Raw genomic sequence first — 18,448 nt, forward strand, 5'->3', positions numbered from 1 at the left:
CCTTGACCCCTACAGGTGTACGGGACGGACGGGTGACGGGCTCGGTGTGCGGTCAGGCGGCCTCGCGCTCGATGGGACAGGTCATGCACCGCGGGCCGCCACGACCGCGGCCGAGTTCGCTGCCCCGTATGGTGATGACCTCGATGCCGCTCTTGCGCAGGTAGGTGTTGGTGGTCACGTTGCGCTCGTAGGCGACGACCACACCGGGTTCCACGGCAAGCACGTTGCAGCCGTCGTCCCACTGCTCCCGCTCGGCGGACCGGATGTCCTGGCTGGGCGTGAGGACGTTGACGGAGGGCAGGTCCAGGGCATCGGCTATCGCCTGGTCCATGGAGCCGGGGGCGTGGTCGGTGACCTTCAGTCCCTGCCCTCCGGCGCCGGGTTCGATCGTGGAGGCGGGCAGCAGGCCGAGACCCGCGTAGCGGGTGAAGGTGTCACCGCTGACCATGGTCATGACGGTGTCGAGGTGCATGAAGCTGCGGCTCTTCGGCAGGCTGACGGCCACCACCCGCCGGGCGGAGCCCGACGCGAACATGCGCAGGGCGAGATTCTCCACGGCCTGTGGCGTGGTGCGCTCGCTCATGCCGACGAGCACCGCCCCGTTGCCGATGACCAGGACGTCGCCGCCCTCGATGGTGGCGGGGTATGCCTCCTGCCCATCGGTCCACTGGTGGAACTCCCCCTTCTCGAACAGGGGGTGGTACCGGTAGACGGCTTCGAAGTGGACCGTTTCACGGCGTCGTGCCCGCTTGTTCATCGGGTTGACGCTGACACCGTCGTACACCCAGCACGATGTGTCCCGGGTGAAGAGATGGTTGGGCAGGGGCGCGAGGAGGAAGTCGTCGGGCGCCATGGCATGCAGTCGGACGCTCGGAACCGGGCCCATGCGGTCGAGCAGCTCATCCTTGGTGACGCCACCGATCAGGCAGGCGGTCAGTGCCGCCGGTTCCAGGGAGTCGAAGTACGCGCGAAGCCGGTCCGTTCCGAGGACACCGAACTCCCGCTCGTCGAAGACCCGTTCCAGGACGAGTTGTCGCGCGTCGATCACGGAGAGCGTGTCGGTGAGCAGGTCCGCCAGGAGATGCACGCGAACCCCCCGGTCCCGCAGGACGTCGGCGAAGGCGTCGTGCTCCTCACGGGCACGCTTGACCCACAGCACGTCGTCGAAGAGGAGCGCGTCCTTGTTGGTGGGTGTGAGGCGTTGCAGTTCCAGGTCCGGCCGGTGCAGGATGACCTGCTTCAGTCGGCCGGTCTCGGAGTCGACGTGAAAGGCCATGAGATCTCCCGAGAGAACGAAGGTGCGCCCAACGGGCGCCGCCGCACGCGGATGTGCGGTCGGCCGGGCGTCCGCTGGGGGCGCCCCGGGGGTGCACTTGAACCCTGTCACCGGCGTCCCCTTGGGTCCCCGCCGCGACAGTCCCTGGTGGCGGGCCGATCGGAACCCCTCTCGGCGGACCCGTTCGGTCGGTTCGAAGGGCCCTTCGGCCCTGCCGGCCGACGGCCGGGTGGCATGTGCGGTGGCGGCGCGTACCCGGCGGTCAGGCGCCCTCGTGCTGGGGGCTCCGGGTGGGGGCTCTGTTGTGCCAGGCGGGTGTGAGCCGACGGTCAATGACGGTCGTTTTCCCTTCGGCGCGCCCTCGACATCGCCCACCTGCGGCAGCTGATCGAGACCGGGCGGCTACCTCGTCACCGACGATGCCGAGGCCCTCGCCAGGAAGCCGTGGTCCACTGCGGCGGCTACGAGGGCCGCATGGCACGCCACTTCCCCGACGAGCCGCCCCCGGTCAGCGACCGCGACCACCCCCACCTCGCCTGACGGATGGACGAGATCCGCGCCGCGCTCGCCCACTCCATGATCGACCGGCTCCCCGAGCGTCTCGCCCGCCGCCGTCCCACCTACGACGCCCTCACCACCGCCCCCAGCGGTGTCGACGGGCTGCACCTGCTCACCCCGCCGCCCCGGGGGCGTACACCGGCCAGTTCCCCCCCTTCCGCCTCACCGACGCCGACGCCGCGCAGGTGGAGTCATACGTCGGCGAGCTGTGCGCCGAAGGGATCAAGGCCGTCGCGCTCGGCAGTACGCAGCGGCCCGACGCCCGCACCTTCTGGAACTGGTCCTACCTGCACGGCCCGAATGACGAGACCGCCCGGGCGCTGCTCCCCCACCCCGCTCGTCGCATCGGCCAGACCACCGACATCCCGCCGTCCGCGCACCTCACCGAATGCGACCGCAGCGACCTCCTGCCCGCCCTCGACAAGGTCAACACCGACCACCGACGGCGGCTCGGTACCACCGAGCACGTCTGAGAGCCGGAACCGCACACCACGACCGGCGCCTCGCTACCTGCTCGGCGTGCTGTCCCGCATGACCGTCTCCGCCGGGAGCAGGAGTCCGGTCGTCGGCGTGGGGGTGGTGCCCTCGACCACGGTGATCAGACGGTCGACGAGCGCGTGCGCGATCGTGGCCAGGGGCAGCCGGACGCTGGTGAGGGCGGGCTGGAGCAGGGTGCACAGGGGCATGTCGTTGAAGCCGGTGACGGCGACGTCGGCGCCCACGGTGAGGCCGGCCGCTCGGACGGCCTGATATGCGGTCAGAGCGAGCCAGTCGCTCGCGCAGACCAGGGCCGTCGGGCGGGCGGGGCCGACCAGCAGCCGCTGGATCGCCTGGGAGAGCGCGGCCGGGTCGTCTTCGGGGACGCTGACCTCGAAGGCTCCGTCGGGGGCGGCCGCCGCGGCCTGGAGCAGGCCGGCCCTGCGGTCGGCGAGCCAGGGCAAGGACGCTGCGGAGTTGACGTAACAGATCCGGCGGTGCCCCTGGCCGAGCAGCGTGTGGACCAGGTCGGCGGTGGCCGCGGCGGAGTCGATGTCGACCCAGTTCTGCGGGCGCCCGGGTGCCGTACGGCCGAAGGCGACGAACGGGAACCCCGCCTCGGTGAGCACGTCGACCCGGGGGTCGTCGTGGACGACGTCGGAGAGGACGAAGCCGTCGATCTGGCGGGCGGCGATCAGTCCGTTGAAGGACTTGGCGACCGCCCCGGAGCCCTGCTGGGGGTCGCAGCGGAACAGCAGGACACGGTGGCCCACGGCGTCGGCGGCGCTGACGAGCGCCTGGAGGAAGCCGCCCATCAGGGGGTTCGGGTCGGCGGGGTTGTCGGCGGGTGCGGGGTAGCCGATGACCTTGCGGGTGCCGGTGCGCAGGCTGCGAGCGGACTGGTCCGGCTGGTAGCCGAGCTCCTCGATGGCGGCGGTGACCCTGGCGAGCGTGGTCGCGCGCAGCCGGTGGGGGGCGTTGAGGGCGTTCGAGACGGTCTGGCGGGAAACTCCCGCCGTCCGTGCGACGTCCTCGATGGTCACCTGTTGAGCGGTCATCGTTCCTCTGTGGCTGTGGCTGTGGGCGGTGGGTCGGGGCGGTGTACGGCCGCCCCGACCCACCGTCCGTCGTCCCGTTCAGTCCTCGCGGGTCAGGGTGAGCAGGCCGCCCGTCGGCACGTGCACCGGGTTCACGCCGGCGACGAGGTCGAGGACGGTCTCGGACAGGATCTCACCACGGCAGTCCTGGACGAGGGCGAGGGCTTGTTCGGGCTCGGTGACGCCGATCAGGACGACGGCGTCGCTGTCCGCGTTGGCCACGAGGACGGTCTGCGGGGTGATCAGCGGCTGTCGGGGCGGCAGGGTGACCGGCAGCGGTGCGTAGCGCGCGATCACCGTCGTACGGGCGTCGTGGGCGCGGACCAGCGGGTAGCCGAGGTCGGGGCGCTCGGGTTCCAGGGTGCCTTGCTGGAGGACGTCGGCGTGGCGGCGGAAGACGCCCAGCCAGAAGCGCAGGGTCGACAGCTGGTCCTCGGTCTGGGTGCCGAGGTCCACGGAGATCTGCGGGACCGAGAACAGGGCGTTGACGAGGTGGACGGCCACCGCTTCCGGTGTCTCGGCGGAGTGCCACATGATCATGTCGGCGTGGACGGCGAGCGGGCCCGCGGTGAGGCGGCAGTCGACGGTGCGCTGGCGGTTCTCGGCGGGGCTGAGCGGGCAGTCGGTGGCGCGGACCATGGTGGCGTACGGCCAGAGGCCGGGGCTGACGTACGGCTGACGGTGCTCGATGATCACGTCGGGCCGGGTACGGCGCAGCCGGGCGTCGAGGTCGGCGACGAGCCGCCGTACGCCGTCGTGGACCTCGGCGTGGTCGGCGCCGGCCGGTGCGGGCGGGGGGTCGGTGACGGCGAAGCGGTCGACGAAGTCGATCTTCACGCCGTCCATCCCCCACTCCTCGACGGCGCGGGAGACCTTGTCGATCAGGTAGGCGCGCACCTCCGGGTGGCGGGGGTCGAGCACGGCCGCGTCCAGTTGGGGCTCCTCCCGCAGGATCAGGCCCTTGAAGTGGTCCCAGGCGTCGTTGTGACGGCCGATGAACGGCAGCGCGTACCAGAGGAGGTAGGAGAGGCCGAGACGGTGGACTTCGGCAACGTGGGCGGCGAGGTCGGGGAAGGCGCTCGGGTTGGGATCCCAGTCGCCGCAGTGGCCGTAGCCGCGCGTACGGTCGGAGGTCTGCCAGCCGTCGTCGACGATGATGCTCTCGCAGCCGATGGCCGCGGCCAGGGCCGCGTGGCGTTCGACGGTGGCGGTGTCGACGTTCTGGTGGAGGCTGTACCAGGTGGAGTAGGCGGGCATCCGTGCGGCGGGGGCGATGCCGGGGTGGCCCGCGGCCCCCTCGGCCCACCAGTCGGCGACGGCCCGGACGGTGGTGGCGAAGTGCCGGCCGGTGAGGTCGATCCGTACGCGCAACGGCGGCCCGGCAGGGGTGAGTTCCTGCTCGACGGTGAAGGCGAACTCGCCGCTCTCCTCCACCACGCCGGCGCCGACGCGCACGGGCGCGGCCGTCTCGCCCGCCGCGGCGGTGCACAGGGCGCGGTCGTCGGTGCCGACGAGGCTGGCGACGGGGGCGCCCAGGGCGAGCGAGACCGTTCGCGGGGCGATCCAGGAGGGCGGGAGCCAGCGGCTGGCGTTGGTGTCGGGGGTCCAGTAGGCGGTGGCTCCGACGCAGGGGACGCGCCATTCCGCGCGGACGGTGACCGCCTCCGCCGCCCGGACCTCGATCAGGACGACGCCGTCGGTGACCTCGGTGACGGTCGACTGCCACTGGTCGCTGCCGAGGGCGGTGAGGTGGACGGTGAGCGGGGTGCCGGTGGAGTGGAGCAGGCGGGTGGGGAGGGAGCGGTGGACGACGGTTCGGGGGGCGGTGGCGGGAGTGCCAGTGGTGGCCGAGCTGCTTCCGGGGTTGGGGCGCCAGGCGGGGACGGGCTGCTCGGTGGGCGTGTCCGAGGCGCGCGTGTCCGAGGCGATGGCGGCGGGGGCGTCCGGGGTGTTGGCGTCAGGTCCGGTCGGGTCCGGTGCGGTGGTCACGGGGTCACTCCTTGGTCGCCCCGGCCAGGAGGCCGGAGATGAACTGGCGTTGCAGGACGAGGAAGAGGCCCATCACGGGGAGGGCGGCGATGGCGCTGGCCAGCAGGAGCTGCGCGTAGTTCGTGGTCGAGAGGCCCTGGAGGGTGGCCGTGGCCACCGGGAGCGTGTACATCTCCGGGCTGCGCAGCGCGATCAGCGGCCAGACGAACTGGTTCCAGCCGCCGAGGAAGACGAACAGGGCCAGGGCAGCGATGATCGGGCGGTTGACCGGGACGACGATCCGCCACAGCACCCGCAGTTCGCCGGCGCCGTCGACGCGGGCGGCGTCGAGGAGTTCGTCGGGCATGGAGCGCAGTGCCTGCCGCATCAGGAAGATGCCGAACGGGGTGACGAGACCGGGCAGGATGATGGACTGGTAGGTGTCGATCAGGCCCAGTTCCATCATCATCTGGAAGATCGGGATGAGCATCACCGTGTCGGGGATGACCAGGGTGCTGAGCAGCAGGACGAAGAACAGGTTGCGCCCGCGGAAGTCGAACTTGGCGAAGGCGTAGCCGGCGAGGACCGAGACGACGACGGCCCCGACGGTCTGGACGCCGGCCACCACGAAGGTGTTGAGTAGGACACGGGCGAGGCCGACGGACTCCTGGAGCCCCTGGAGGTTGTCGAGGAGGTGGCCGCCCGGCAGCAGCTTCGGCGGCCAGGAGAACACGTCCTTGTCGTCCTGGGTGGCGGCGATCGCGAGCCAGTAGAACGGGCCGACGCAGAGCCCGAAGGCGCCCGCGAGCAGAACGGTGAGGAGGGGGCCGCGCATCTTCATCGGCGCTCTCCCATCAGGCGGACCTGCAGGATCCCGAGGACGGAGACGATCAGCGCGAGTGCGTAGGCGAGGGCCGAGGCGTAGCCGAAGTCGAAGTACTTGAAGCCGTTGTTGTAGAGGTACATGGTGACCGTGAGGGTGGAGTTGTCGGGGCCGCCGCCGGTCAGGACGTACGGCTCGTCGAAGAGCTGCAGGGTGCCGATCGTGGAGAGCACGACGGTGAGGAGCAGGATCGGCCGCATCTGGGGCAGCGTGATGGCGAAGAAGCGGCGGACGGGGCCCGCGCCGTCGACCATGGCCGCTTCGTACAACTCCTTGGGGATTCCCTGGAGTGCGGCGAGGTACATCACCGCGTTGTAGCCGGTGTAGTGCCAGGTGATGACGAGGACGACGCCGACGCGGGCCCAGAAGGGGGTGCCGAGCCAGTTCACCGGGTCGACGCCGACGAGCGAGAGCACCCAGTTCATGAGGCCGGCGTCGCGGTTGAGGATCACGGAGAACATCACGCCCGCCGCGACCAGGCCGGTCAGGGACGGGACGAAGACGCCGAGCCGCCAGAGGGGCCGCAACCACACCTTGGTGGAGTTGAGGCCGAGCGCGACGAGCAGGGCGAGGCCCAGCATCAGCGGCACCTGGACGACCAGGATGAGCGCGGTGTTCTGGAGCGCGGTCCAGAACAGCGGATCGGCCACGAGCCGCCGGTAGTTGGCGAGTCCGGAGAACTGGGTGGCATCGCCGTTTCCGGTGGTGAGACTGATCCAGAACGACGCGGCGATGGGGTACGCCTTGAAGACGGCGAAGCCCAGGACGGCGGGCATGATCAGGAGGTACGGGAAGGATCTCCGGGTCAGCAGTCCGCGGCGGGCGGGGCCGGCGCTCGGGCGGCGGGCGGGGTGGGCGGCCGCTTCGCTCCCGGGCATCGCCTCTTCACGGGAAGTCGCGCTGGTACGCGGAGTCGCGCTGGTACGCGAAGGCACGCCGTCGCGGGAGGTCGCGCTGTCGCGGGCTGCGTCGTCACGAACGCTTGCGGGGCCCGAGGGGCCGGTGCCGGCACCGGCCCCTCCGGTGGCCGCGGCCCCGCTGTCGGGGGCTCGGTCGGGAGGTGCGAGGGACATGGTCAGGCCGCCTGCTGCCGGCCGGTCTGCTGGGCGAGCTGCTTCGCCGCGGCCTTCAGGGCCTCGGCGGGGTCGGCACCCTTGACGAGGACCTGGCTCTGGGCGTCGCTCGCGAGCTTCAGGGCACGGCTGTAGTCGCCGGTGAAGTTGGTCGCGTCCGACCCGGAGGCGAGCGAGTCGACGAAGGAGCGCAGCACCTTCTGGCCGCCGTAGAAGGGGTTCGGCGCGCTGAACTTCGGGTCCTCGTAAGCCGCCTTGAGGGCGGGGAAGACACCGCCGGAGGCGAACATGCGGTTGATCTCGGCCGGCTTGGTGAGGGCGTACTCGATGAAACGCCAGGCGGCCTTGCGGCGCGGGCTCGTCGCGGAGACGGTCAGATAGGTGGAGTTCACGATGGCGCTGCGCTTGCCACCGGGCACGGCGGCGGGCGGCTGCATGACACGCCACTTCCCGCTCTGTGCCGGGAACTTGGTGGCGAGGTACTCGATGGCCCAGGCCGGGTACGGGGCGGTGGCGAGCTTCCCCTGGCTCAGCAGGCGCTTCCCGGTGCCCGTGCCGGCGGTGTCGGCCATGAGTCCGGCGTCGTTGATCCGCTTGATGACGGTGAGGGCCTGGATCGCCTCCGGGGAGGCGAGGGTGACCTTGCCCTCGTGGTCGAAGTAGAAGGCTCCCTGGAGCTGCATCAGGTTCTGGAAGAAGTCCATGTCCTGGGTGGTGCCGGGCTTGTCGAGGCCGATCAGCTGCGCGCCGGTGGCGGCGCGGATCTTCGGTCCTGCGGCAATCAGGTCGTCCCAGCTGGTGATCGAGGCGGGGTCGACGTCTGCCTTCTCGAAGTAGTCGCTCCGGTAGAAGAGCCCGAGGGGGTTGACCTCCCAGGGCAGGGCGTGGACCGCTCTGTCCTTGCCTATGACGGTCGGCCACAGGCCCTCGACGAAGGCGTCCTTGTGCTTGTCGGCGCCGAGCTTCGACAGGTCGGCAAGGCCCTGGGGGAACTTCTCCATGTAGCCGGGCAGGTAGTCGACGCCGATGTGGAGGACGTCGCCGAGCCCCTTCCCGCCCGCGGCGAGACCGACGGTGATCTTGTCCCAGATGGCGGGGTTGCCGAGGTCCTGGACGTCGACCTTGATACCGGGATTGTCGCGCTCGAAGGACGGGACGACTCCGCGCAGGGCCTCGGCCGCGGTGGTCCAGCTCCAGACGGTGATGGGACCGCTGTCGCCGTCGGCACCCGCGGAGCCGGCGCCCGAACCGCCGCCTCCGCAGGCGGTCAGGCCGAACCCGGCGGCGGAGGCGGTGGCGAGGTGGAGGATCTGGCGGCGGCTCAGGCGGTGGGACATGTCGGCTCCTGGCTACGGGGGGTGTGGGCGTGGGTGTCGGGGTTGACGGCTCTGCTCGTGCTGCTGGTACTGCTGGTGCTCGTGCTGCTGGTACTGCTGGTGCTCGTGCTGCTGGTACTGCTGGTGCTCGTGCTGCTGGTCCGGAGGTGGCTCGTGCGCTGGGTGAGCACGTGCAGCGCTTCGGCGAAGAGGTCCGCTGCGGCGGGCGGGGTGGAGACGTGCGGCGAGAGCCGGATCCACTCGCCGCGGCGCGTGGTGATCACGCCGGCCGCTTCCAGTGCCTGGTGGACGGCGAGGGGGTCGTGGCCGGGGAGTCGGAAGGTGCCGATGCCGGCACGGTCCCGCTCCCCCAGTCCGTCCAGCAGGACCTCGGCACCCGCCCGCCGCGCGCGGTCGAGCAACTCGGCGAGGGTGGCTCGGATGCGGGTGCCGACCGCGGCGGGGCCGCCCCGTTCGAGCAGACCGTCGACGGCGGCGCCGATGGCCGCCGCGGCCGGGAAGTCCGGGTTGGTGGCGAGGTGCGCTGCCGCGCCCGGCAGTGGCGGTGCCGGGTGCCGCGCCGCGAAGGGGTCCGTGACGCCGGCCCAGCCGCCGAGGCCTGGCCCCAGTCGCTCGGCGCACCGGTCGCGGATCAGCAGGAACGCGGCGCCCCAGCCGGCTCGTAGCCACTTCTGGCCTCCGCTGACGAGGACGTCGGCGGCGTCCACGTCGAGAGGGACGGCCCCAAGACCCTGGATCGCGTCGACGACCAGCAGTCGCTCCGGCCCGAGGATCTCCTTGAGGGCGGCGAGCGGCGCCACATGACCGGTGAGCGAGTCGACTGCGCTGACGGTGAGTGCGGTGACGTCGGGGGTGAGGTGCCGGCGCAGCAGGTCGGGCGAGATGTGCCGCGGCCCGTCCGGCTCGACGAGACGCACGTCGGGGCCGCCCCGGCCGGCGAAGCGGATCCAGGGGTAGACGTTGGCGGGGAATTCGCCCCGAGGGACGAGCACGGTGCCGGGCCCGCGCAGGGCGGCGGCCGCGGTGAACAGACCGTTGCTGGTGGAGGGGGCGAGCGCGATCTCGTGGGGCCTGGCGTCAAGGAGCCGGGCCGCCGAGACGCGGGCGGCGTCGCTGAGGGCGAAGAGCCGGTCGAGGTCGGCGGGCCCCGAACGACCGGCCAGCGCGGTCGCGTCGGCGAGCGCGGTGGTCGCCTCCGGGGCGAGCGGACCGACGCGGGCGTAGTCGAGGTAGCCGACGGTCGGACCGCCCCCCAGGGCCGCACCGGTGGCCGTTTGGGAGGCCGGTCCGGGGGCGGCGCGCCTGCTGGTCTCCGGCGCCCGCGCACGGATTTGATCGTTCAAAATGCATCCCTCAAGAAGCTAGGGTCATGGGTTCCCTGGAATTTGAAGGTTCACAGTAGAGACGAGAAGGCGCCCCGACAAGAGGTCGGACGATGTCGACATGAACAGGAAGCCGGGCGGCGCCCAGGAGATGAGGGACCGTCTCGACGCCGTCCGATCACCGACGGCGCCTCCGACGCAGGCACGAAGGAGGATCCCGTCGATCCTCACCCTCGATGCGGGCGGCGAACGCGAGGACGCGTACTGGTGCAGGCCCAGATCGAAGCTGCGTCGGATCGCCGATGGCGTGAGGACCACGACGCCGAGGGGTAGTTCCCCTACGGGCATCGGCACGGCGAGCCAGGAGCGCACATGGTCGCGTGCCATTTCAGCGGCCCGCTTGTTCTCACTGTCGGCGGTGGCCGAGGCCGGCTCCCCGCCGGTCAGGAGCACCGGACTCCGGCTCGCGAGGGCCCGCAGCACCGGCCCGCCCGGAATGGACGCGAACGAGTCGGCCTCCCCCACCTCCGAGACCGTCCGGGCGGCCGCCGGCCGACGGTTGCGGTCGCCGCTCCACGCGGCGTTCCGACGAGACGGAAGCGGAGGACCGCGGCGGCGACACGCTGCGTTCCTGCTCGCCACGGCGGCCCTCCCAGTGGTGGCGCTGGTGGTGGCCACGGCGACGACTGCCGCGGCGTCGCCCGTGGCCGTCACCTTCACGGCGGGCGCCGATCAGCCCTTCACCGTCCCGGCCGGTGTCACCCAGCTCGACATCACCGCCACCGGCGCCGCCGGCCAGAACGGGTGCGACGGCGGCGCAGGCGGGATCGGCGTCACCGTCAGCGGCACCCTCACCGCGGGGCCCGGCACCACCCTCTACGTCAACGTCGGCATTGGCGGCGGCACGATTGCCCCCGGTTCGGACTCGGGCGGCGGAGGAGGCGGGGGAAACGGGGAGGCCGGTCTGTTCGCTGTTCCCCAGGCCACCAGCGGAAACGCCGGAGACACCGCGCCGGCCGGCGGCGACCGGCCGAAAGCCCTGGAGTGGGCCGAACGCGGCCTGCGGGAGGCCGAGTCCGCCCGGGGACCGGACGAGGAACTGGCCACCTTCGTCTGCGAACGGTACGCGCGGGCCGGCCACCCGGCTGACGTGGTCGCCGTCCGCCATGACCTGCGGCGGGCCCGCCGGCCGCGTACCAGCAGCTGCCAAGACACACCGGGCTCGACGCCTCCTCAACGGGCGCGGCGGACGCGGGCGAGGACCAGAACCGCGTCGTCGGCCGGAGGGGCGGGCAGCAGGCTCGCGAGGATGCGGTCCGCCGTCGCTTCCAACGGGCCTGGTGCCCTGCCCAGTTCGGCGCGCAATGCCTTCAGACCGACCTCGAGGTCCGCGCCTCGTGTCTCGATGAGGCCGTCGGTGTACAGGGCGAGACTCGCGTTCCCGGGGAGTTCGATCTCGATCGTACGGAAAGGAGAGCCGCCGACGCCGAGAGGGATTCCCAGGACGTCGTCGATGCTCTCCACCGTGCCGTCCGGCCGGAGTACCAGCGGCGGGGGGTGGCCGGCGCTGGCGATGCGGGCTCCTCCGCTTTTCGGGTCGTAGACGATGTACAGGCACGTCGCCAACTCGATGCCGGCCTCCTGGGCGCATGCGTCGAGCTCGGTGAGGAGGTCGTCGGGCTCGCTGTCGTGCCTGGCCAGAGCCTTGGTGGTGATACGGAGGCGGCCCATGGCTGCGGCGGCCGACACACCGTGCCCCATCACGTCGCCCACCACCAGAGCGACTCGGCCGTCGGACAGGCTGATCACGTCGTACCAGTCTCCGCCGACCTCGGTGATCCGACTGCCGGGCACGTACCGGTGGGCCACGTCCACGTACGGGCTGGTCGCCAACGCGCTGGGCAACAACGCCCGCTGCAAGGTGAGGGCGATGTCCTGGACGCGGCTGTACAGACGGGCGTTGTCCAGGCAGATCGCAGCCCGTGAGGCGAGCTCACCGGCCAGGCTGACATCGTCCCGGGTGAAGGCCGGCCGGCCCGTGGACCGGCCGAACATGGCGATTCCCTGGACCGTACCCCTGGCGATGAGCGGGGCAACGAGGAGGGAGGCCAATCCACTCCCGGCGAAGAGCTGCGCGCGTGACTCGATGAGGACGGTCCGGGCCAGGAACTCCTCGTTCACCACGGCGGAGATGGCGCGGCCGGTCCTCAGCATGTCGTGGATGACCGAGCCGGGCGGATACCGCACCGTCTCCACCCCGCTCACGAGTTCGGTGGCCGGAGGGGGCAAGATCGTCCCGGAGGCGATCCTGCGGGTGAACAGCGGTCGCGCCGGGTCGAAGTCCTCCACCTCGTCCATCCGCTCCACGACTTCGACCACGGCGCCGTCGCAGAAGTCCGGCATGGAAGCGTCGACCAGCTCCTGGGCGGTGAGGTTCACGTCCAGGGTGGTCCCGATGCGAGTGGAGGCCCCGTCCAGCAGAGCGAGCCGTCGACGGCTGGCGGTGGCTTCGAGGATGGCCTGTTCCCGGTCGGTCACGTCCAGCATCAGCCCGCCCACTCCGGGGCGCGAGCCGACCGCCTGGCTCAGGGGAAAGAAACTCACCGACCGCACCTGATCACGGTCCGGATGCCCCCGCGGACGCATGCCCACCAGGGTTCCCACGACCGGTGCTCCGCCCAGGGCGACGCCGCGGAGCATGCGCTGGTACTCGCCGCCGTCGGACATGATCATGATTTCGTCCATGCGCCGCCCGAGGTGGGCCTCGATCGACAGACCGTCCATGTCGGCGAGCGCCTGGTTGAGGTGGACGTACCGGAGGTCCTGGTCGAGCATGACCAGACCGATGGGACACGTCTCGAAGAGGGCGTCGAGGAAGGCGAGGTTGGTCTTGACCCGATCGAGCTCGTCACTACGGCTCGCCAGGACCATCACCACCGAAGGTCCGCCGGATCCGGTCACGGAGAAGGCCCGGAAGCCGCAGTCGAAGACGGTGCGGTCACGATGCCGGGCCGGCAGCCGCCCCCTCCAGTAACCCTGGGTCCGGCCTCGCTCGGTCAGCCGGGAGCACGGATCGGGGGCGCCCGGGGGCCCGTCGGCGAAGAGAAGGGCGCCGGGCTTCGACAGGACGGCGGTGGCGTCATATCCGAAGAGGTCCCGCGCGCCCGGCCCCCAGTAACAGACGAGGTCCCCGTCGTCGAGGCCGAAGACGGCCACGGGCACGTGCTCGAGCAGCGTCCCCGGCTCGGACCAGAACGGGCCGTGGGTCTCCTCGCCCCCCGGCCGAGCCGATGGCACGAGATGTCCCCTTCCACTCGCCGATCCATCCATTATCCGGACACCACGGGCATTCCGCGGCGCGAAGTGCGCCGTGGAGAAGACCGAGCCGAGAGAAACGCTCCCGGCCGCCGGTGGCCGGCTCAGCGCAGCAGGGCGGAAACGGCGGCCGGCACGTCGTAGCGCTCGTCCGTCCACTTCTCCACTTCCCTGAACCAGCAGGACTTCCTGCACGGCGTGTGGGCGTGGGGGATCCACATCAGCGCGGCGGCGGCCCGGATCCCGCCCGCACCCCCCACGCGCCGCGCCACACCACGCCCTCGCTCTGCGGAGGGGACCCGGATCGCCGGCTCGGCGAACGCCGCTCCCCGCTGCCGACGGCCCAGAGAGGTTAGAAAATAAAGTATGAGCGACCTTCTTGGACACGTCCGACGTCGGCTGCTCGGCTCGACCACGAGCTCTTCCTCTCCCCCTCGGCGTCCCCGCTCAGGAAGCCACCAGGGGCGTCAGGAGCACGGCCAGCCCCCCAAGGGAGGGGCGCGGCAGCCGCAGCGTCTGTCCTCCCTTCTGAGCGTGCGCAGCGTGGCCGGCGAGGTGTTCCTCCTGCAGCTGGCCGTCGTGGTGCTGCTCGTCGCCGCCGCGGTGGTGGCGCTCGTGGTGCAAGCCCGCAGCGACGGCATGGCGGACGCCCGGCACCGTACGCTCGCCGCCGCCGGAACGTTCGCGGAATCTCCGGGAATCGTCGCGGCCCTCCGAAGCCCCCATCCGAGCGCGGTGCTACAGCCGAGCGCCCAGGCGGCCCGGAAGATCGCCGGGGTCGACGGCATCAACGTGTACACGCTCTCCGGGGTCACCCTCGCCCACAGCGACCCACGGCAGATCGGGAAGCACGTCGTCGGCCCCTTCTCCAAGGCGGCGGCCGGCCAGTCCTTCACCGAGACCTTCGAAGGGTCCCTGGGACAGTCCGTGGTCTCGGTGGTCCCCGTCAAGGACTCCGACGGCCGCGTCATCGCCGTCGTCTCCTCCCCGGTCACGATCCAGAACGTGCAGAGCATGGTGAACCGGCAGCTGCCGGTCGTCCTCGGCAGTGCAGCCGCGGTGCTCGCCCTGTCCGCGGGCGGAACCGCTCTGGTGAGCCGTCGGCTGCTGCGCCGGACCCATGGCCTGGGACCGGCCGAGATGACGAGGATGTACGAGCACCACGACGCGGTGCTGCACGCGGTGCGAGAGGGCGTGCTGATCATCGGCGACGGCGGACGGCTGCTGCTGGCCAATGACGAGGCGCGGCGGCTGCTGCGTCTGCCCGTGGACGCGGAAGGCCTCCCCGTCACGGACCTGGGTCTGGAGGAGGGAATCGCCGAGCCGATCGCATCGGGCCGTTCCGCGACCGACGAGCTGCACATGGCAACCGATCGGCTGCTGTCGGTGAACATCCGGCCCACCGCCCCCTACGGGCAGGCCGGGACCGTCGTCACGCTGCGGGACACCACCGAGCTGCGGGCACTCTCCGGCAGGGCCGAGGTGGCCCGCGAGCGGCTGAAGCTGCTCTACGACGCGGGGGTGCGGGTGGGAACGACGCTGAACGTCGAGCGCACCGCGGAGGAACTGGCGGAGGTGGCGGTCCCGCGGTTCGCCGACGTGGTCACGGTCGACCTGCTGGACCCGGTGCTGCGCGGCGAGGAGCCCCCCGAAGCGAGCACCGAGATGCGCCGCACCGCCGCCGTCGGCCTTCAGGGCGACCACCCGCTCTACCCTGTTGGCGAGCTGATCCGGTTCGTGCCCGCGAGCCCCATGGCGGCTGGGCTGGCCGCCGGCCGTGCGGTCCTGGAGGCGGACCTGCGCGTCACCCACGGCTGGCGGACCCAGGACCCGGCCAACGCACTGCAGATCCTGGACCGCGGCATCCACTCCTTGATCGCCGTGCCCCTGCGGGCCCGGGGGGTGGTGCTGGGGATGGCCGGCTACTGGCGGGGGCAGGACTCCCCGCCGTTCGACGAGGAGGACGTGTCCTTCGCCGAGGAGCTGACCGCCCGGGCCGCACTGGCCGTCGACAATGCCCGCCGCTACACCCGCGAGCACACCATGGCCGTGACCCTGCAGCGCAGCCTGCTGCCCCGGGGCGTACCGGAGCAGTCGGCCGTCGAGGTCGCGCACCGCTATCTGGCTGCCCAGGCGGGTGTGGGTGGTGACTGGTTCGATGTCATCCCGCTGCCCGGCACCCGGGTGGCCCTGGTGGTCGGCGACGTCGTCGGCCACGGTCTCCACGCAGCCGCCACCATGGGCCGTCTGCGCACCGCCGTGTACAACTTCTCCACCCTCGACCTGCCTCCGGACGAACTCCTGAGCCACCTGGACGAGCTGGTCGCCCACATCGACACCGACGAGCAGGAGTGGCAGGGGATCACCGGAGCCACCTGCCTGTGCGCCATCTACGATCCCGTCTCGGGGCAGGTGACGGCCGCCACCGCCGGGCATCCGGGCCCCGCTCTGGTCCGCCCCGACGGAACCGTGTCCTTCCCCGAGGTGCCCGTATCCCCGCCGCTGGGCCTGGGCGAGGGCCTGCCCATGGAGACCATGACGGTCACCCTGCCGGAAGGCTCCCGGCTGGCGCTCTTCACCGACGGGCTGATCGAGAGCCGCGACCGCGATCCGGACGCGGGCCTGACAGCGCTGCGCGCCGCCCTGGCCGGGCCCAACCGCACCCCGGAGGAAACCTGCACCGCGGTGATCGACGCGATGCTGCCCACCAGGCCCAGCGACGACGTCGCGCTGCTGGTGGCCCGCACCCGCCGACTGGACCCCGCGCGGATCGCCGAGTGGGACGTGCGCCCCGACCCTGCGGCGGTGTCGCCGGTGCGCAACGCCTGCGCCCGCCGTCTGGCGGACTGGGGCCTGGAGGAGATCGCCTTCACCACGGAACTCATCCTCAGCGAGCTGATGACCAACGCCATCCGCTACGGCACCGAGCCCATCCGGGTGAGGCTGCTGTACGACCGCAGCCTGATCTGCGAGGTCTCCGACGGGTCCAGCACCTCCCCGCACCTGCGCCGGGCCGAGGCCACCGACGAGGGCGGTCGCGGCCTGTTCCTCGTCGCGCAGTTCGCCGAGCGCTGGGGCACGCGCTACACCGCCCGCGGCAAGATCATCTGGAGCGAGCAGGCCCTGGTCGACGGGGCCGCACCGCCTGCGATGGATCTCGGGGAGGCGCTCCTGGCGGGGTGGGACGACGAGGGGTTCTGAGAACGCGCCGGTACGGCAGCCGCAGGGGAAGACGGCGGACACCACCGTCTGGGACTGCGCTGCCGAGGCCGCCGAACGTACGCTGGCCTCGATCAGTACGTGACCGCCCGTTATGGAGCCTTTGTGCCGGCACCTCGTCCCCGGACAGCCTTCGTCGCCGCCTGCCTGGTCCTCGCGGCGCCCCTCGGCGCCTGCGGAGACAAGCCCGCCACCGCGCCCAGAGCACCCGCGGTGGCCACATCCGCCGCGGACGCCGGCGGCATGGCAGCACTGACCACAGCGGCGAAGAAGGAGGGCTCGCTCCACACGATCGCGCTCCCGAGCGACTGGGCCAACTACGGCGCCATGATCGACGGCTTCGAGAAGAAGTACGGGATCAGGGTCACGGTGGAGAACCCGGAAGGCACCAGCCAGGACGAGATCAACGCCCTGAAGGAGCACAGGGACGGAGGCCGCGCCCCCGATGTGATCGACGTGGGGGACTCCTTCGCGCAGTCCGCGGCACGTCAGGGCCTGCTCGCTCCGTACAAGGTCGCCGCGTACGACGAGATCCCCGAGGAGCAGAAGGACGACCGGGCCCGCTGGTACAACAGCTACGGCGGTTACATCTCGATCGGCTGTGACGCCAAGCGCGTGAAGACCTGCCCCGCGACCTTCGCCGACCTGCGCAAGCCCGAGTACAAGGGCAAGGTCGCGCTCGACGGCGACCCCACCAAGTCCGGCTCCGCCTTCGCCGGGGTCTACGCGGCGGCCCTGGCGAACGGGGGTTCCTTCGACGACGTCCAGCCCGGCATCGACTTCTTCGCCGAGCTCAGCAAGAACGGCAACTTCATCCCGGTCGAATCCACCCCGGCCACGATCGCGAAGGGCCAGACCCCGATCAGCATCGACTGGGACTTCCTCAACCTCGGATACGCCGACGAATTCCGCGAGAATGGCACGGACGTCGACTGGCGGACCGCCATCCCCTTCGACGGCAGCTTCGCCCAGTACTACGCGAACGCGGTGAACAAAGACGCTCCGCACCCCGCGGCGGCACGTCTGTGGCAGGAGTACGTCTTCAGCCCGGAGGGCCAGAACCTCCGGCTCGGCGCCTATGCACGCCCCGTCCTCATGGACGCCATGGAGAAGGACGGCACCCTCGACAAGGCCGCCGCCGAGAAACTGCCGACGGTCGAGGGCACCCCGACGTTTCCGACGGAGGCGCAGCGGGAGAAGGCAAGAGTGACCGTCAACCGCGGCTGGGCCGAGGCCGTCTCGAGCTGAGGACCAAGGGCGCTCCTGACCAGGCGTGCACCCACCGGTCCCGGCCTCACACCGGTGGCCACGGCACTCGCGGCCGCTGTCCGGCCCGACGACAGGCCACGCTCACCGTTTGACGATCAGATCGAGGAGCTCGGCGAGCCGGTCCCTGACCGCTTCACGGTGGTGGGGCGTAAGTACCCAAATGCTGGTGCCGCATCAGGCAACGTTTGCCCTGTTGTCGGCGAGCGGTGCCAGCGCGTGCTGAGCAGCGCGGTTCACTCGGCGTCGAGCTGGTGGTCGGCCCAGACGTAGCTTTCGGGCAGCAGGTCGGTGATGAGGACGGTTCGGATGCGATCGCCTGCGCCAACGATGACCTTGAGGGCCGGGAAGTAGTCGAGGAGGACCTGGCGACACCGGCCACACGGGGGAACAACCCCTCGGTCTCGGTCGCCCACCGCGACGATCGTGTCAAGTTCGTAGGCGCCCTGGGCGGCTGCCGTGCCGATAAGGACCAGCTCGGCGCAGGGTCCTCCCGTGAAGTGGTAGGCGTTCACCGCGGTGACGATCCGGCCGTCCTGGGCGCGGGCCGCGGCTGCCATGGTGTGGTTGTCGCCCCGGCAGCGAGTGCGAGCAACGTGCGCCGCTGCCTGGATGAGCTCATGGTCGACGGGATGGGTCTGCATGGTCATTCTCTCT

At 71.3% G+C, this 18,448-nt stretch carries 14 protein-coding genes; 3 read left to right on the plus strand and 11 right to left on the minus strand.

What is annotated here, in order from left to right:
- Positions 1–52: 52 nt before the first annotated feature.
- On the minus strand, positions 53–1,276 hold the full coding sequence (locus ABT041_RS06360) for an arginine deiminase (RefSeq protein WP_351179845.1): 1,224 nt from the start codon (positions 1,274–1,276) through the stop codon (positions 53–55).
- Positions 1,277–2,019: 743 nt separating this feature from the next.
- Here ABT041_RS06360 and ABT041_RS06365 point away from each other — a divergent pair.
- On the plus strand, positions 2,020–2,307 hold the full coding sequence (locus ABT041_RS06365; protein WP_351179848.1) for a hypothetical protein: 288 nt from the start codon (positions 2,020–2,022) through the stop codon (positions 2,305–2,307).
- Between the two features lie 33 nt (positions 2,308–2,340).
- Here the strand turns inward: ABT041_RS06365 and ABT041_RS06370 are convergent, their stop codons facing one another.
- From ABT041_RS06370 to ABT041_RS06410, 9 genes are all read right to left on the minus strand, one after another.
- A complete protein-coding gene (locus ABT041_RS06370) occupies positions 2,341–3,369 on the minus strand; it encodes a LacI family DNA-binding transcriptional regulator (protein WP_351179851.1) in 1,029 nt (342 codons plus the stop codon).
- Positions 3,370–3,447: 78 nt separating this feature from the next.
- Positions 3,448–5,397: a glycoside hydrolase family 36 protein gene (locus ABT041_RS06375; protein WP_351179854.1), complete on the minus strand. Its 1,950-nt coding sequence runs from the start codon at positions 5,395–5,397 to the stop codon at positions 3,448–3,450.
- A gap of 4 nt (positions 5,398–5,401) precedes the next feature.
- A complete protein-coding gene (locus ABT041_RS06380; protein ID WP_351179857.1) occupies positions 5,402–6,217 on the minus strand; it encodes a carbohydrate ABC transporter permease in 816 nt (271 codons plus the stop codon).
- Positions 6,214–7,137, minus strand: coding sequence for a carbohydrate ABC transporter permease (locus ABT041_RS06385; RefSeq protein ID WP_351179860.1), 924 nt, complete (start codon positions 7,135–7,137; stop codon positions 6,214–6,216). The genes ABT041_RS06380 and ABT041_RS06385 overlap by 4 nt, the downstream gene beginning before the upstream one ends.
- A gap of 197 nt (positions 7,138–7,334) precedes the next feature.
- Complete coding sequence (locus ABT041_RS06390; protein ID WP_351179863.1) at positions 7,335–8,669, minus strand: ABC transporter substrate-binding protein; 1,335 nt, start codon at positions 8,667–8,669, stop codon at positions 7,335–7,337.
- Positions 8,654–10,012 (minus strand): aminotransferase class V-fold PLP-dependent enzyme, encoded by a 1,359-nt coding sequence (locus ABT041_RS06395; protein ID WP_351179867.1) that lies wholly within the window; start codon positions 10,010–10,012, stop codon positions 8,654–8,656. The genes ABT041_RS06390 and ABT041_RS06395 overlap by 16 nt, the downstream gene beginning before the upstream one ends.
- 24 nt (positions 10,013–10,036) lie before the next feature.
- Positions 10,037–10,516: a hypothetical protein gene (locus ABT041_RS06400; protein ID WP_351179870.1), complete on the minus strand. Its 480-nt coding sequence runs from the start codon at positions 10,514–10,516 to the stop codon at positions 10,037–10,039.
- A gap of 708 nt (positions 10,517–11,224) precedes the next feature.
- Positions 11,225–13,288, minus strand: coding sequence for a SpoIIE family protein phosphatase (locus ABT041_RS06405; protein ID WP_351179873.1), 2,064 nt, complete (start codon positions 13,286–13,288; stop codon positions 11,225–11,227).
- Positions 13,289–13,410: 122 nt separating this feature from the next.
- Positions 13,411–13,578, minus strand: a complete 168-nt coding sequence (locus ABT041_RS06410; RefSeq protein WP_351179876.1) for a hypothetical protein — start codon at positions 13,576–13,578, stop codon at positions 13,411–13,413.
- Positions 13,579–13,840: 262 nt separating this feature from the next.
- Here ABT041_RS06410 and ABT041_RS06415 point away from each other — a divergent pair, with 262 nt between their 5' ends.
- A complete protein-coding gene (locus tag ABT041_RS06415) occupies positions 13,841–16,507 on the plus strand; it encodes a SpoIIE family protein phosphatase (RefSeq protein ID WP_351179879.1) in 2,667 nt (888 codons plus the stop codon).
- Positions 16,508–16,630: 123 nt separating this feature from the next.
- Entirely contained in the window at positions 16,631–17,773 is a 1,143-nt protein-coding gene (locus ABT041_RS06420; protein ID WP_502976385.1) for an ABC transporter substrate-binding protein, read from the plus strand.
- Positions 17,774–18,027: 254 nt separating this feature from the next.
- On the opposite strand, the gene ABT041_RS06425 is transcribed toward ABT041_RS06420, so the two are convergent.
- A complete protein-coding gene (locus tag ABT041_RS06425; RefSeq protein WP_351179882.1) occupies positions 18,028–18,441 on the minus strand; it encodes a cytidine deaminase family protein in 414 nt (137 codons plus the stop codon).
- Positions 18,442–18,448 lie beyond the last annotated feature (7 nt).

The sequence above is a fragment of the Streptomyces sp. NPDC002825 genome, from assembly GCF_040295385.1.
Classification (GTDB): Bacteria; Actinomycetota; Actinomycetes; order Streptomycetales; family Streptomycetaceae; genus Streptomyces.